Annotated in this window: 17 protein-coding genes; 3 read left to right on the plus strand and 14 right to left on the minus strand. The window is 69.4% G+C overall.

Annotated elements, in window-relative coordinates; all coding sequences use genetic code 11:
* Positions 1–104: 104 nt before the first annotated feature.
* The 7 genes from ADK57_RS48090 to ADK57_RS33285 form a co-directional block, all read right to left on the minus strand.
* Positions 105–506, minus strand: coding sequence for a cupredoxin domain-containing protein (locus tag ADK57_RS48090; RefSeq protein ID WP_078973476.1), 402 nt, complete (start codon positions 504–506; stop codon positions 105–107).
* A gap of 152 nt (positions 507–658) precedes the next feature.
* Positions 659–2,152, minus strand: a complete 1,494-nt coding sequence (locus ADK57_RS33260) for an ABC transporter permease (RefSeq protein ID WP_053753368.1) — start codon at positions 2,150–2,152, stop codon at positions 659–661.
* Positions 2,149–2,775 carry an ABC transporter ATP-binding protein gene (locus tag ADK57_RS33265; protein WP_053753369.1) on the minus strand — a complete coding sequence of 209 codons (627 nt, stop codon included), beginning with the start codon at positions 2,773–2,775 and terminating at the stop codon, positions 2,149–2,151. Before ADK57_RS33265 ends, ADK57_RS33260 begins: the two co-directional genes overlap by 4 nt.
* A 101-nt stretch (positions 2,776–2,876) precedes the next feature.
* On the minus strand, positions 2,877–3,038 hold the full coding sequence (locus ADK57_RS50175) for a hypothetical protein (protein ID WP_159050192.1): 162 nt from the start codon (positions 3,036–3,038) through the stop codon (positions 2,877–2,879).
* Between the two features lie 157 nt (positions 3,039–3,195).
* Positions 3,196–3,792 carry a methyltransferase family protein gene (locus ADK57_RS51575; RefSeq protein WP_234390485.1) on the minus strand — a complete coding sequence of 199 codons (597 nt, stop codon included), beginning with the start codon at positions 3,790–3,792 and terminating at the stop codon, positions 3,196–3,198.
* Positions 3,793–3,836: 44 nt separating this feature from the next.
* The gene (locus ADK57_RS33280) at positions 3,837–4,097 is read right to left on the minus strand and encodes a DUF2933 domain-containing protein (protein ID WP_053753372.1); all 261 of its coding nucleotides are present in this window, start codon (positions 4,095–4,097) and stop codon (positions 3,837–3,839) included.
* Positions 4,098–4,148: 51 nt separating this feature from the next.
* On the minus strand, positions 4,149–4,412 hold the full coding sequence (locus ADK57_RS33285) for an SHOCT domain-containing protein (protein ID WP_053753373.1): 264 nt from the start codon (positions 4,410–4,412) through the stop codon (positions 4,149–4,151).
* Between the two features lie 215 nt (positions 4,413–4,627).
* Here ADK57_RS33285 and ADK57_RS33290 point away from each other — a divergent pair, with 215 nt between their 5' ends.
* Complete coding sequence (locus ADK57_RS33290; RefSeq protein WP_053753374.1) at positions 4,628–7,456, plus strand: heavy metal translocating P-type ATPase; 2,829 nt, start codon at positions 4,628–4,630, stop codon at positions 7,454–7,456.
* On the plus strand, positions 7,453–7,788 hold the full coding sequence (locus ADK57_RS33295) for a metal-sensitive transcriptional regulator (RefSeq protein ID WP_078973477.1): 336 nt from the start codon (positions 7,453–7,455) through the stop codon (positions 7,786–7,788). Before ADK57_RS33290 ends, ADK57_RS33295 begins: the two co-directional genes overlap by 4 nt.
* A 92-nt stretch (positions 7,789–7,880) precedes the next feature.
* Here ADK57_RS33295 and htpX read toward each other — a convergent pair whose 3' ends face one another.
* The 3 genes from htpX to ADK57_RS33310 are packed head-to-tail and all read right to left on the minus strand — an operon-like array spanning position 7,881 to position 9,963.
* Entirely contained in the window at positions 7,881–8,906 is a 1,026-nt protein-coding gene (gene htpX / locus ADK57_RS33300; RefSeq protein WP_234390486.1) for a zinc metalloprotease HtpX, read from the minus strand.
* A 5-nt stretch (positions 8,907–8,911) separates the two neighbouring features.
* On the minus strand, positions 8,912–9,190 hold the full coding sequence (pspAA, locus tag ADK57_RS33305) for a PspA-associated protein PspAA (RefSeq protein ID WP_053753375.1): 279 nt from the start codon (positions 9,188–9,190) through the stop codon (positions 8,912–8,914).
* Positions 9,187–9,963, minus strand: a complete 777-nt coding sequence (locus tag ADK57_RS33310; RefSeq protein ID WP_053753376.1) for a PspA/IM30 family protein — start codon at positions 9,961–9,963, stop codon at positions 9,187–9,189. The genes pspAA and ADK57_RS33310 overlap by 4 nt, the downstream gene beginning before the upstream one ends.
* 347 nt (positions 9,964–10,310) lie before the next feature.
* Between ADK57_RS33310 and ADK57_RS33315 the strand changes: the two genes are divergently transcribed.
* A complete protein-coding gene (locus tag ADK57_RS33315; protein WP_053753377.1) occupies positions 10,311–10,838 on the plus strand; it encodes a DUF6448 family protein in 528 nt (175 codons plus the stop codon).
* Positions 10,839–10,968: 130 nt separating this feature from the next.
* Here the strand turns inward: ADK57_RS33315 and ADK57_RS33320 are convergent, their stop codons facing one another.
* From ADK57_RS33320 to ADK57_RS33335, 4 genes are all read right to left on the minus strand, one after another.
* Positions 10,969–11,646, minus strand: coding sequence for a hypothetical protein (locus tag ADK57_RS33320; protein WP_053753378.1), 678 nt, complete (start codon positions 11,644–11,646; stop codon positions 10,969–10,971).
* A 120-nt stretch (positions 11,647–11,766) separates the two neighbouring features.
* Positions 11,767–12,516, minus strand: coding sequence for an SDR family NAD(P)-dependent oxidoreductase (locus tag ADK57_RS33325; RefSeq protein WP_053753379.1), 750 nt, complete (start codon positions 12,514–12,516; stop codon positions 11,767–11,769).
* A gap of 124 nt (positions 12,517–12,640) precedes the next feature.
* Positions 12,641–12,859, minus strand: coding sequence for a CBS domain-containing protein (locus ADK57_RS51580; RefSeq protein ID WP_234390487.1), 219 nt, complete (start codon positions 12,857–12,859; stop codon positions 12,641–12,643).
* A gap of 361 nt (positions 12,860–13,220) precedes the next feature.
* The gene (locus ADK57_RS33335) at positions 13,221–13,742 is read right to left on the minus strand and encodes an Lrp/AsnC family transcriptional regulator (RefSeq protein WP_053753380.1); all 522 of its coding nucleotides are present in this window, start codon (positions 13,740–13,742) and stop codon (positions 13,221–13,223) included.
* Positions 13,743–13,854 lie beyond the last annotated feature (112 nt).

Genomic DNA, 13,854 nt, shown 5'->3' on the forward strand with positions numbered 1-13,854 from the left:
GGCCTCGTCTGCTGGGGCATGGACTGTCACCAACTCTTCTCTACGGGGCTCACGGCGTCATGGGGCATGGCCTGGGCTGGGCACGCGGGCTTGCCGCTTTGGTGTCAGCCAACGCTGAGGGTGCCCTTCATATTCGGGTGGATGGTGCAGATGTAGGAGTAACTGCCGGGTGCGGACGGTGCGGTGAAGGTCGCCGTTGCGTCGCCTGCGATGCTTCCGGTGTCGAACGTCTTGTCCCCGGCGGTGACGGTGTGCGCGGCGGAGTCGCGGTTGACGACGGTGATCTTCGTTCCGGGGCGTACGCGAAGGTTCGCCGGGCTGAAGGCGAAGTTCTCGATCACGATGCGCGCCGCGGCGGGGCCGGCACTGGTTGCGGCGGGCGGGTCACTGGTTTTGGCTGGGCCGTTGCCGTTGCCGCCATTCGAACAGCCGGCCAGGGCGAGCAGGGTGCAGGCACCCGCCAGAGCAGCAGCGGTGCGGCCCCGGTGCAGTGGGGTGAATGTCATGCGGGGCGTGCCTTTCGGGCGGGGACTGCGAGGTCGGCGCGGTCGGCGGCCGCACTCAGGTTCGCTCTCACTGGCGGTGCTTGGACGGGTCGTACCGCCGTCTGCTTCGCCTGCTCACCCACGGGGGTGGGGTCCGCGCCCGGCAGTAGGTGTTACCTGGACGTGGTGGCGGTGCGGCGGAAGAGGACGGCTGCCGCGACGGTGAGCCCGGTCAGCCAGGCGAAGGCGATGAGGAGAGGGCCGGTTTCGTCGAAGGTGGGGGTGAGGGCCGCGTCGATCAGGACGCGGGTGGCGCCGTAGCCGGGCAGGGCGTGTGCCCAGCCTGGCGGGGCGGAGCGGAGCATGGGGCTTTGTTCGATGCCCAGGTCGATGAAGGGCACCAGGAAGGCGATGAGGACCCCGCCGACACGGCCGAACAGCGGGCCGAGCAGGACACCGACGAGGCCGTAGGTGAGGGCGATCAGGACGTTCGCGGCGATGTAGAGGCCCCATTGACGGGCGTCGACGACGGTGGCCGTCAATGCGAGGGAGGCGGCGGTGGCCAGCAGCGCGCCGAGAGCGACCACGGCCAGGCGGGAGGCGAGCAGGGCGGCGGGGCGGAACCCAGCGAGGGACAGGCGCTGGTCACCCGCGCGGGCGTCCAGGACGGTGAACAGCCCGGCGAGCGTGGCCAGGGATGCGATGGCGATCGGTGCCATGGTGCCGCCGTGGATGTCGGGCAGCCACGCCTGCTGGACGAGGGTGCGGCCGCCTTCGCGCACGGTCAGCGACGTGGATTCCTCGGGGGTGGTGGCCACGGTGAGGAGGATGAAGACCACCGGCACCGCGATGAGCAGCGTCCACAGCACCCGGTTGCGGCCGGCCTCCCGCAGCCCCATTCGCACGCCTGCGGCCAGTTGGGCCGTGACCGAGCCGGGCTGGGCGTGGTGGCGAGGCCGGGTGACACGGCTGGTGGTGGCGATCACCGTCCAGCTGACTGCAACCGCTGCGGCGGCCCAGGCAAGGGCCCAGCCCAGGTCACCGATCCGGCCACCGTGGCCGGAGGACAGGTCCACCATCCACAGCGTCACGAAGTGCGTCGGCAGCACCCGGGTCACCGCCCGGTCGGCCGCACCCATCACGGGCCCGAAGAAGACGTCCAGGATCCATACGAACAGCACCAGCACGGTGCCGTTGACCGGGCTGGTCACCGTCGCGCCGATCAGCGCCCCGATGGCCAGGTAGATCAGCGCGTACATCAGGGTTCCGGCCAGCACCCGTCCCGGAGCGTCACCGAGTCCGGTGCGTAGCTGCAGGGCCAGCAGGGCAGCGGCAGTGGCGAGCAGGGCCAGGAGCAGGCCGGTGGCCATCCGCGCGGCTACCAGGCGGTGGGTGGCCAGCCCGGCCAGGACCAGGCGGCGGTCGGCGGCGCGGGCGGCACGCAGCTGGAAGTACATGGCGATCGCGGCGATGAACCCCGCCGCCCACCCGGCCGTGGCGGACTGCACCGCAGGCCCGCCCGTGCCGCCCAGCAACTCGGCGGCATCCGCCAGCGGGCGCGCGGCCACCACCACGAACACCACCGGCACCAGGACGAGCACCAGCAGGTTCACCGGGGTCCGCGCGGCCTCGATGAGGAACCGGCGGGCGAACGGCAGGGACCTCATCGGGCCACCGCCCGGCCATCCCGTAGTTCCACGATGCGGTCGAAACGCTCCTGGTCGGTGACGAAGTGACTGATGATCAGAACGGAGCGTCCCGCCTGGCGGCGTTCGCTGACCAGGTCCCAGAACTTGAGGTAGGTGTCGAAGTCGAAGCCCGCGTACGGCTCGTCCAGCAGCAGCACCTCCGGGTCAGCGAGCAGCGCCAGGCCCAGGTTCAGCTTGGACAGGGTCCCGCCGGACAGTTGGTCCGCGCGGGTGCCGGCGTAGCGTTCGAAGCCGAGGGCCGCGTAGATCTCCCGGCGCGAGCGCCGCTCCGCCTCGCTGGTCATGGCGTAGGCACGGCCGAACAGCTCGAAGTGTTCGTCGCAGGTGAGGCGTTCGTAGACGACCGGCTCCTGCGGGCAGTAGCCCACACGTCCGGCGTGGGTCACCGTACCGGCGTCGGCGGCAAGCGCCCCGACCAGGATCTTCATCAGGGTGCTTTTGCCGGAGCCGTTCTCGCCCACGATGCCGACCACTTCGCCGGCAGCCAAGGTGAGGTCGACGCCGCGCAGCACTGCTGTCCGGTGCCGGGCCGGCCATACGCCGCGCCGGTAGGTCTTCTCGATCCCTGCCGCCTCCAGCACCGGACGGAAGGCGGTTGCCCCTGCTGGTTGCGATGCGGTGCCGTGCGCCGCATCTGCCTGCCGCGATCCGCTGGTCTGCGTTACCCGCGGGTCCCCGCCGCTCACGACCGGCTCCCCGGCCGTGACGCCGTTCGCGTGCGGGGCGGCAGGTCGCGCAGGGTGTCTCCGACGGCGTAGACCAGGGCGGCGGTAATGGCGGTGGCGCCCCACAGCCCCCAGGCCGCGGCGGGCGCATCGTCGGACAGGAGAGCGGGAATGGGCACGAGACCTGCTACCAGAAGGATCAAAGCAGTGCGGTGCAAGGAACGGACCAATCCTGCGGGGTCGCGGTGATGGCGCCGGGTGAGACGGACCGCGCACCAAGCGGTAGCCAGTTCCCCGAGGATGACCAGAGTCCAGACAACGGCGTCCATGCTCAGGTCACCTCCGGGTGACTCGCGAGTCCGAACGGCGGGCGGACCTGACAGTGCCGGAGGCGTCCGGTTTCCGGGAGGTCGGGCCGCTGCGGGGCCGCTTGGGCCAGAAGGCGGGGGTGTTGGCCGCGTACGCGGCCCACTGCTCACCGAACTCCTTCGCGACTTCGCGTTCCCCACTGCGCGCCAGCCTCACATACACGTAGACCAGGACCGGGAACATGATCAGGGCGGGGATGGTGGGCCACTGCAGCAGGAAGCCGATCATGATGAGCAGGAAGCCGTCGTACTGCGGGTGGCGCACCCACGCGTACGGGCCGGTCATGGCCAGCCGGTCTTTCTGCGCGGCTTCGTGCAGGACCTTCCACGCGGCGGCGATCAGCCAGAATCCGAGGCCGACGGCCACGTAGGAGGCCAGGTGGAAGGGGCTCAGGTGCGGATCGCCCTGCCAGTTGGTGAGGTCGTTCCACAGGTGCCCGCCGGCGTGGCTGTCTTTGAGCAGCGGGAACTGGTTGCCGAGCCAGCTGCCCAGCAGGTAGATCGTCAGCGGGGTGCCGTACATCTCGGTGAACAGGGCGACCATGAACGCGCTGTAGGCGCCCATCGCTCGCCAGTCCCGCTTGGTCTTCGGGTGGAAGAAACTGGCGGTCAGCGCCGGCCGGATCCCGGGTGCTGCTGCTGGTCGTGCTTGTGCAGCGGGTCCTCGTCGCGGTCGTCACGGCTGTCACCGCCGTGCATGTCCTGACCGCGCATGCTCTTCATCATGAAGAACATCATCAGCGGGCAGGCGGCCACGAGGGCGAGCCAGACGAGGCTCCCCAGCGAGGCGCCCACGACCAGGGCTCCGACGACGACAATCGCGGCGGCGAGCGCGTACATGCCGTAGTTGCGCTTGTTCATCTCGTTCATCACGGGCCTCCTTCAGCGAAGGACAGCGGCCGCAGCCAGTGCGGCCGGCTTTCAGGGTTTGGTGAGAGGGCCTGCGTGCAGGGCGTTCAGGCGGCGCCGGTATTCCTCTTCGTCGATCTCCCCGCGGGCGAACCGCTCCCCGAGGACCTGCTCGGGTGTCTGCGGCGCGGCAGGGGTGTGGGTGTGCTCGTGAGGCCGGTTCACAGCGCGGAAGATCAGCACGCCCACTGTGATGATCAGCGCCCAGAACAGGACCATGCTGGCGGACATCGCGAACCAGCCCCATCCGCTGACGTCGTGGCCGTACCAGAACATCGCCATTCACCTGCTTCTGATCGTTCGGCGATCGGGTGCCGGCCCGGAGGTCCGGCGCCCTGAAGGAGCCTGGTGTCCTCGTATTCATCGTGCCTCTCCCGAGGGCGGCGCGCTGGGGCCGGGTGGTCCCGACCGGATGGGGCCGTTCAGCCCCTGCCGGGTGGGGGTAGCCGGGCGGAGGCTTGAAGGAGCGAGCTGGAAGGAGGCGCGCCGCCATGGGTGCCATCGATGTCGTCGTTGTCCTGACCGCCGTGGGACTGGTCGCCTCGCTGGGCTGGTTCTTCTTCGGCCCTCGCCGCGCCGGTGCCGCGCGCCTGGAAGGCGGAGTGCAGCGGGTGGAGGTAACGGTGCGGGGCGGCTACAGCCCCAATCTGATCAAGGTCCGCGAGGGCACGCCGGTGGAGTTGGTCTTCGATCGGCAGGAGTCCGGGGAGTGCACCTCCCGGGTGGTCTTCCCCGAGCTCAAGGTCGGCGCCGGGCTGCCCGCCCACACCCGCACCACGGTGCGGCTGACCCCGGAGCGGCCGGGCTCCTTCGGGTTCGCTTGCGGCATGAACATGATCCACGGCACACTCCTGGTCGAGCGCGCCGACGGCCCTTCAGCGGCCCCTCCGTCCTCCCTCGACGGCCATGGCACCGCCGCCGCGCCCGCCGCTCAGGAGGGCGGGCCCCCGGCCGGGGAAGGACCGGCGGCGGCCGAGGCGGAGGCTGCGGACGCCGCCGAGCGGCAGGCCGAGATCAAGGATCTCACCCGCAGGGTGCTGGTGGGCGTGGTGCTCACCGCCCCGGTGTTGTTCGCGGTGATGGCGCATGAACTCTTCGGCGCCGACTGGGTGCCGGGCTGGATGCTTAACCACTGGCTGCAGCTGGCGCTGATCACTCCGGTGATGTTCTACACCGGCCTGCCCATCCATGTGACCGGCTGGCTGACCCTGCGCCACCGCGCCGCCGACATGAACAGCCTCATCACCCTCGGTACTTCCGCCGCCTACGGCTACAGCCTCCTGGTCACCCTCGCGCCTGCGCTGCTGCCGGAGGACGTGCGCGAGGTCTACTTCGAGGCCGTCGGCGTCATCCTCACCCTGATCCTGCTCGGACGGTTGCTGGAGGCCCGCGCGAAGGCCGGCACCGGCGAGGCCATCCGTGCCCTTCTGGGCCTGCAGGCCCGCACCGCCCGCATCGTCCGTGACGGCACGGAGACCGAGATCCCGATCGAGGACGTCGTGGTCGGGGACGAGATCGTCATCCGGCCCGGCGAGAAGATCCCCGTCGACTCCGAGGTCCTCTCCGGCTCCTCCGCGGTCGACGAGTCCATGGTCACCGGTGAGCCCATGCCCGTCACCAAGCACGCCGGGGACACGGTCATCGGCGCCACCGTCAACACCACCGGGTCCCTGCGCGTGCGGGCGGCCAAGGTCGGCGCGGACACGATGCTCGCCCAGATCATCCGCCTCGTGCAGCAGGCCCAGGCGTCCAAGGCCCCCATCCAGCGGCTCGCCGACGCCGTGTCGGCGTACTTCGTGCCCGCGGTCATCGCCATCGCGATCGGCACGTTCGCGCTGTGGTTCACCGTCGGCCCCTCCCCCGCGCTGACCCTCGCCCTGGTCTCCGCGGTCGCCGTACTGATCATCGCCTGCCCGTGCGCACTCGGCCTGGCCACCCCGCTTTCCGTGATGGTCGGTACCGGCAAGGGCGCCCAGGCCGGCATCCTGATCCGCTCCGCCGAGGCCCTGGAGACCGCCCACAAGCTGAACACTGTGGTGCTGGACAAGACCGGTACCGTCACCGAGGGCAAACCCGTCCTCACCGACGTCCACCCGGCCGACGGCATCGACGAAACTGAGCTGCTGCGGCTGGTGGCAGCAGCTGAGGCCGACAGCGAGCATCCGCTGGCCCAGGCCATCGTCACGGGCACCCGCGACCGCGGTCTGTCGTGGCCGGCAGCGAACGGCTTCGACTCGGTCACCGGCAAAGGCGTCCAGGCCACCGTGGACGGTCACACCGTCCTGGTCGGCACCGCCCGGCTCCTGGGCGACGTCGGCATCGACACCACCCTGCTGGCGCCCATCGCCTCCGGTCTGTCGGCCCAGGGCAAGACCCCCGTCCTGGCCGCCGTCGACGGACGCCCCGCCGGGGTGCTGGCCGTCGCCGACACCATCAAGGACGACTCCGCCGCCTCCATCGCCGCCCTCAGGCGCCTGGGCGTCGAGGTCGTCATCCTCACCGGCGACAACGCCCGCACCGCCGCCGCGATCGCCGCCCAGGTCGGTGTGACCCGAGTGCTGGCCGAGGTGCTGCCCGAGCACAAGGCGGATGAGATCCGCCGCCTGCAGGGCGAGGGCCGCACCGTCGGGATGGTCGGCGACGGCATCAACGACGCACCGGCTCTGGCCGCGGCCGATGTCGGCCTCGCGATCGGCACCGGCACCGACGTGGCCATCGAGGCCGCCGACATCACCCTTATCTCCGGCTCGCTGAGCGGCGTCGTCACCGCCATCCGGCTGTCGCGGGCCACGATGCGCAACATCCGTCAGAACCTGTTCTTCGCCCTGGTGTACAACGCGGTCGGCATCCCGCTCGCCGCGGGCGCCCTGTATCCGCTGTGGGGCATCCGCCTCAGCCCGATCATCGCCGCCGCCGCGATGGCCCTCTCCTCCCTGTCCGTCGTGACCAACGCCTCCCGCCTGCGCCGCTGGCACACCAGCCCGCTGCCACCCGCCACACCGGAATCCGTCACACCCCGGGTGGAGTCCGCAGCCAACCGGGACACGGCCCAAACCACCGCGGCCGACGTCGGGCGTAGGCGACACCACTCGCCCGAGTACGGCACCGGCCACGAACACCCGCCAGGAGTGGAGGCGGCGACTGTGGACCCGGTATGCGGCATGCCTCTTGACCCGGCCACCGCCGCCGAACAACGCCACACCGCATCCGGCAGCCACTTCTTCTGCTCCGCGCACTGCGCGGACACCTTCGACGCAGACCCAGGCCGCTATCCCGCACCGGCAGCAGACGGGACAAACAAGGGAGGGCACAACCGATGACCACCATCCCCGACCACGCCCACACCGCGGATCCGGTAGCGAACGCCACCCCGCCCGGCTACACCGACCACAAGGACGACCACCTGTCCCGGCTGCATAAGGTCGAGGGACAGATACGCGGTATCACGCGCATGGTGGACACAGAGCGGTACTGCATCGACATCCTCACCCAGATCAGCGCCGTCACCCACGCCCTGCACGAGGTCGCCCTCGGCCTGCTCGACGACCACATACGGCACTGCGTCCTCGACGCGGTCCGCACCGATGAAGCCGAAGGCGACGCCAAACTCGACGAACTCACCCTCGCCCTGCGCCGCACGCTGCGGCTGTGAATGCTGCCCAGTCGGGCCCCAGTATCGAAGCCCATACGGAACCGGCTCCGGCCGCGGTGAAGCATACGACCTCCGCCAGGCCAAAGAGCTGTTCAAGGCCGGGCTCTACCCGTTCGCTCCGCCGGAAGCAGGTATCGAGGGAACGCTCGGCTCCCTCCAGTCTGGCCCGACAGACACAGCCCGCCACTCCAGGTGGCCGACAGCTGTGGGCAGCCCTCATGTTTGCTCACCAATTGAGCAGAGATCTCAGCGAGCGCCTCCAAACGCCGCTCCAGGCTGGGATGGGTGGAGAAAAGATTGGCCACCGTGGTGCCGGGCCCGAGTGCGGGGGTGAAGAAGAACGCGTTGAACGCCTGGGCGGTACGCAGGTCCTGAGTCGGGATACGGGCAATGTCACCGGTGGCCTTTATCAGGGCCGAGGCCAGAGCGGAGGGCCGCGCGGTGAGCATGGCTCCGGCGCGGTCGGCGGCCAGTTCCCGATAGCGGGACAGCGCCCGGATCAACAGGAAGCTGATCGCGTAGACCAGTGCGGAGACCCCCATGACAAGCGCGAGCACCGCCGCAGTGTTCTGGTCGCGGTTGCGTCCGCCGAACAGCTGGGAGTAGAAGGCGAAACGGACGATGAGCTCGGCGATCACGCCCAGGAACGAGGCGATGGTGATCACCGCGACGTCGCGGTGTGCGACGTGGGACAGCTCGTGGGCAAGGACGCCTTCGAGCTCGGCGGGCTCCAGGCGGCGCTGGAGTCCGGTGGTGACGCAGACGACGGCGTGGTCGGCGTTGCGACCGGTGGCGAACGCGTTGGGCAGGTCCATCCGGGAGAGGGCCACCCGTGGTCTGGGCATGTCCGCGGCTGCGCACAACCGGTCGATGACGCCGTGCAGCTGAGGTGCTTCCTCCCGGGTGACGAGGCGGCCGTGCATGGCGTACAGGGCGATCCGGTCGGAGTACCAGTACTGCGCGACCAGCAGCCCGGCGGCGATGACGACGACCAGGACGACAGACTTGAGCAGCACGATCAGCGCCGCGACGAACGCCACGTACAGCAGCCCGAGGAGGAACATCGTGACCAGCATCCGGGCGGTGAGCTGCCGGTCGGGCTCGAATCGGCTGCGCATCGCCGTCACCCCGGGATAAGGCCCTCGTCGGAGAGCAGCTCCCGCACCTGTGTGAGGCTGGTGTCCTCGTCGGGCAGGACCAGGTCGGACGGTGTGATCGTCTCGGTCGGCAGGGGCGTGCCATAGCTGCGTACCGCGTCCAAGAGGGCCGACAGGGCGGTGGTGAACGCCGTCTCGTCGTCGGCGTCGGCTGCCGACTGCAGAGCGGCGTCCAGCTCGTTGAGCCGGCCGAGGTGTTCGTCGGTGATCTCGTACTGGCCCTCGCCGAGAATCCGCATGATCATGATGTGGCCTCCTGATCCGGCGGGCCCTGCTCGGCGCTCTTGCCTTCTACGGCCGGTGGGGTCGCGGACGCGGGGAGCTGGGCTTTCATCCGGGCCAGCTCCTTGTCCACGTCCTGGCCCGCAGTGACGCGTTCGAGTTCGGCCTGGATGTCGTCGCGGCCGGCGGGAAGGGTGGCGTCCTCCAGGGCACCGGAGGCGAGCAGTTCGTCCAACGCACCGGCGCGGGCCTGCAGTTGCTCGGTCTTGTCCTCGGCACGCTGCATAGCCATGCCGACATCACCCATCTCCTCTCCGATACCGGTGACGGCCTCGGTGATGCGGGTCTGGGCCTCGGCCGCGGTATAGCGGGCCTTGATGGTCTCCTTGCTGGTGCGGAAGGTGTCCACCTTCGTCTGGAGGCGCTGGGAGGCCAGGGTGAGTTTCTCCTCCTCGGCCTGCAGCGTTGCCTGCTGGATCTGGAGGTCCGTGAGCTGGGAGGCCACGGCGGTGCGCCTGCTCAGGGCTTCGCGGGCGAGATCCTCGCGTCCGGCTCCGAGCGCCTGTTGGGCCTGTCCCTCCAGCTTGCCGCTGGACTGGCGCAACTGGTTGATCTGCAGGTCGATGCGCTTGCGGCTGGTGGCCACGTCCGCCACACCACGTCGTACCTTCTGCAGCATTTCCTGCTGCTGGGCATAGGAGTAGTCCAGTACCTCCCGCGGGTCTTCGGCCTTGTCCAGGGCCTTGTTCGCCTTCGTCCGGAAGAGGGTGGCTATGCGGTGGGCGATGCTGGTCATAGCGGCCTGCCTCCTCTCGATCGGTGAGGAATCAGCCAGTCCATGCCACGTCTGCGGGACACTTCCAGACTCCGGCGGCGTGGTCCGGGCCGCAACCTCGGTCCCGGCGTCCGAGGGCGCGGCTGCAACGGCTGCAGGCATGAGACACCGCACCCCCATCCTGCGCCTCCCGCGCGAGGAGTGATGGGCGGGCGGCCCGGTGGGCGGGAACGGCCGGCCGCTCACCATGGCGAGCGAGAGCTGCTACGGCGGCCCTCAGCCTTCGCCACCCGATTGCGGTCGTGCCTCTCACGCTCGCGCCTGGCGGGTCGATGATGGAGGTGAGCCGCAAAGGGAGGTGATCGGGGATGCCACCGCACTGTGATTCTCTCGACGGTCCCGTCGTCACGGCCGCGCGCAAAGCCCTGGAAGGAAGGGATGTCGACCAGGTCCTGCCCTACGTACCTGAAGAAGGGGAACCAGAGGTCCGTGAGGCGTTCAGTCTCACGGCCAGGGCGCGTACGCACGGCCGGGAGGCCCAGGAAGTGGCCGACCGCTGGTTCTTCGAGACGGTCGTCCGCGTACACCGCTCCGGAGAAGGGGCTCCCTTCACAGGACTGAAGCCGGCCGGGCTCGATGTCGGGCCGGTGATCCCGGCTGCTGAGCGTGCCCTCGAGGCCGGCTCCGCGGACGAACTGACCGGGGCGCTCTGCGGAATCATCCGTGAGCAGGTGGAAGAGCGTCACAGACGCGCCATGAGGCTCAAGGAGCATGCCACTGAGGGGGTTGATGCCGCCCGCGAGTTCGTGGAGGCCAGCCTCGGCCTGCAGGTGTGGGCGCACCGCGTGTACAAACAGGCGATCGCCGTCCCGCATGCACCCACCCGGCGCTCGTAAGGAAACGAACCAGTCTGGGCCCCCCGCCGTATGAACCCCGGCGCAGAGGACGGCGCGCCTATCGCCTTGTTCCATGCGGATCCGCACGAGGTCGGTCCTCGGTCGCGGTACCACGGCATCCTCCCCGGATTCATGCCGTCACACTGACGCGCGTGCGAAGGTTGTGGAACTGGCGGGTTTGCATGATCAGGTGAGCGGGTTCCCAGAACAGGATGTCCATGGTCCGGGTGAGGGGCCGTGGGCGGCTGCGACCCCTCGCGCGGACGATCAGCCGAGTCCTTCCGCCAGGCTCCGGCCGGAGGTGGAAACCCCAGATCGAGTCGATGTACGCCTTGGGCAGCGGCTCGTACCGCACGTCGAAGGGGCGTCCCGAGGGGAGTTTTGTCTGCGAGCGCAGCACCAGGGTCCGCTCCGGTTCCAGGACCGCGACGGTGAACCAGGCATCGCCGCTCGGCAGGGAGTCCAGGTGCTGGTCCTGCTCCAGGAGCTGCCACTCCGGAACGATGCGTTCGGCGCTTGGGCGCCCGCCATTGTCCAGGCGGTCCCAGCTGTACCAGCCGCCGCGGTTGCAGCCCATCTGTGCCAGCCAGGGCCAGACCTCTTCGGGCGGCGCCGGCAGGGTCGTGGCCATGGTCGAGGTGCCGTCGGCATCAGGGATGAGGCCATCGCCGGGGAGGTCGCGGTCGGCTTCGTCGGGTGTCGTGCCCCAGGTCAGCACCCGCGGCCGCAGGAAGACGCCGTACAGGGCCAGGGCGGCGGCCGCCACACCGAACGGACGTCGCCCGGCCCCGGGCCAGTGCTCGTTCATGTCCTCAGCGTCGCAGCTCGGTATCGGTGCTACCACAGGAACTCGGCACCGCCGACCCCAGAGCCCGACTCGAACCGAGTGCCGTCACTTCACGCACGGCATGTCGTTGGCCTCCCAGGGTCAGTCGGCGGGAGTCAGGACGGTGGGCGGGCCGGCGGTGACACCGCCGTCCAGGACGAACTCCACGCCGGTCGAGAAGGTGGCGTCGGTGGCGATGAAGAGGACGATGCGGGCGACCTCCTCGGGTTCACCAAATCGAGGGAGGGGTTGTCCGGCCGTGAACGAGTCGTCGAAGTCGGCCGTCATCGCGGTGCGCACCGCACCGGGATGGACGGAGCAGACACGGATCCCGTCCGGGGCCAGTTCCAGAGCCGCGGCCTTGGTCAGCCCGCGCAGTGCCCACTTGCTGGTCACATACGCTCCGATGCCGGCGTAGCCAGTAATGCCGGCGATCGAGGAGATGTTCACGATCACGCCTCCGCCGGCGCGGCGAAGTGATGGTGCAGCCGTCCGCATGCACAGCCAGGCGCCCTGGACGTTGACGTCGATGACCCTCCGGAAGGATTCGAGGCTCTGCTCCTCGATGGTCCCCCACTCAAGAATCCCGGCATTGTTGACCAGCACCGAGACCGGGCCGAGTTCCTGCTCAGTCTCCGCGACCACCGTCTGCCAGCCGTCCTCGGTGCTGACGTCCAGGTGCGCGTAGCGGGCCGGGCCACCGAGCTCCGCCGCCAGTTTCTCCCCCTCGGCGTCGAGGACGTCGGCGACTGCCACGGCCGCGCCCTCGGCCGCGAACAGACGCGCCACAGCGGCGCCGATCCCTCTGGCTCCACCGGTGACGAGAGCCACCCGCTCGCTGAGACGTGCCATCATGCCCTCCTGAACCAATGCTCTCGACGAAGATGCGCAAGTTTGGCGTCGGCCGCGACCGACTCGGCATGACGGCATGACACGTCCGGTCTCAAGGGCCGCAGGCCGAGGGACAACGGGTCGGTCAAGGGGCCGCGCAGATGACCTCGACGAAATGGCCCACCTCGTCCTCGGGCAGGTGACGTGCGAGGTCAGCCTCGCTGATCATGCCGACGAGGCGATGGTCGTCGATCACCGGCAGCCGACGGATCCTGTGCTCTTCCATGGTCTGAAGGACCTGGTCGGCATCGGCCTCGGCGTCGATGGTGATCGGCTTGCCCTGCTCCGGCTGGCCCGCGGTCACGGTCCTGGGGTCCTTGCCCCTGGCGAGACATTTCACGCCGCCGCTACAACGCCTACACCGACCTTCCCCACGGCGACATCGTCGCCCTCGCCCTCGACACCTGGCTCCGGGCAAAGGGCCACCCACCCGATGTCAAGCCGCAGGTCAGGCATGCTTCCAGCCCGCCAAGGATCTGAAGGATCTGATGGATGAACAGTTCGTCGGGGTGTCCCTCCCCTCGTAGCATGAAGACCTCGACTGCAGGGGAAGTTGGGAGTGGAGGTCCTCGCTGCACAGCCGTTCTGCTGGGGCCGCCCCGTCTGCACATCTACCCAGTGCTGCGGCTCGTCGCCGCGGCCTGCACCGAGTAGAGAACGGGCTGTCAGCCTTGCCGCCGACTGCTCTTCCCGTCGCGGTACGCCGGCGCCCTGCCGCCGCCCCGCGCGTGCGTCGCCAACAGCGGCAGCGTACGGGGCTCCACCACCGTGGAGAGGACCACGACGCTGGTCGAGCGTGCGATGTGCGGGGAACGGGTGACTTCCAGGAGAGCCTCCTGCAGTTCCTCCTGGTTCCGGGCGGCCATGCGACAGAGCACATCGCCGGTTCCGGTGGTCGCGAAGGCGTCCAGCACGGCTGGATGGCGCTCGAGTACGTCGCGGACCTCGTGCAGCGCGCCCTGTGCGATCTCAAGCGTCACGAAGGCTTGGACGGTGTAGCCCGCGGCATGCAGATCGATGTCGGGCCCGTATCCGGTGATCACGCCGGCGGATTCCATCTTCTCGATTCGGGACTGGACCGTCGCTCGCGCTACGCCGGTCAGTCTGGACAGCTCCAGGTGCCCCGCGCGGGGGTGGCCCTGGAGGGCGTTCAGCAGAGCAACGTCCAGTTCGTCGAGGCCGCTCATGCAGCTACCTTTCGCCAGGGCCAGGTTCAAGCGCCGTAAGTAGGCACAACGTATAGCAGAAGCTCCATGCTGCCAGGCTGACTTAGCAGATCGACTAGCGAATGCTGGGTAA

Source organism: Streptomyces sp. MMG1533 (genome assembly GCF_001279775.1).
GTDB lineage: Bacteria > Actinomycetota > Actinomycetes > Streptomycetales > Streptomycetaceae > Streptomyces.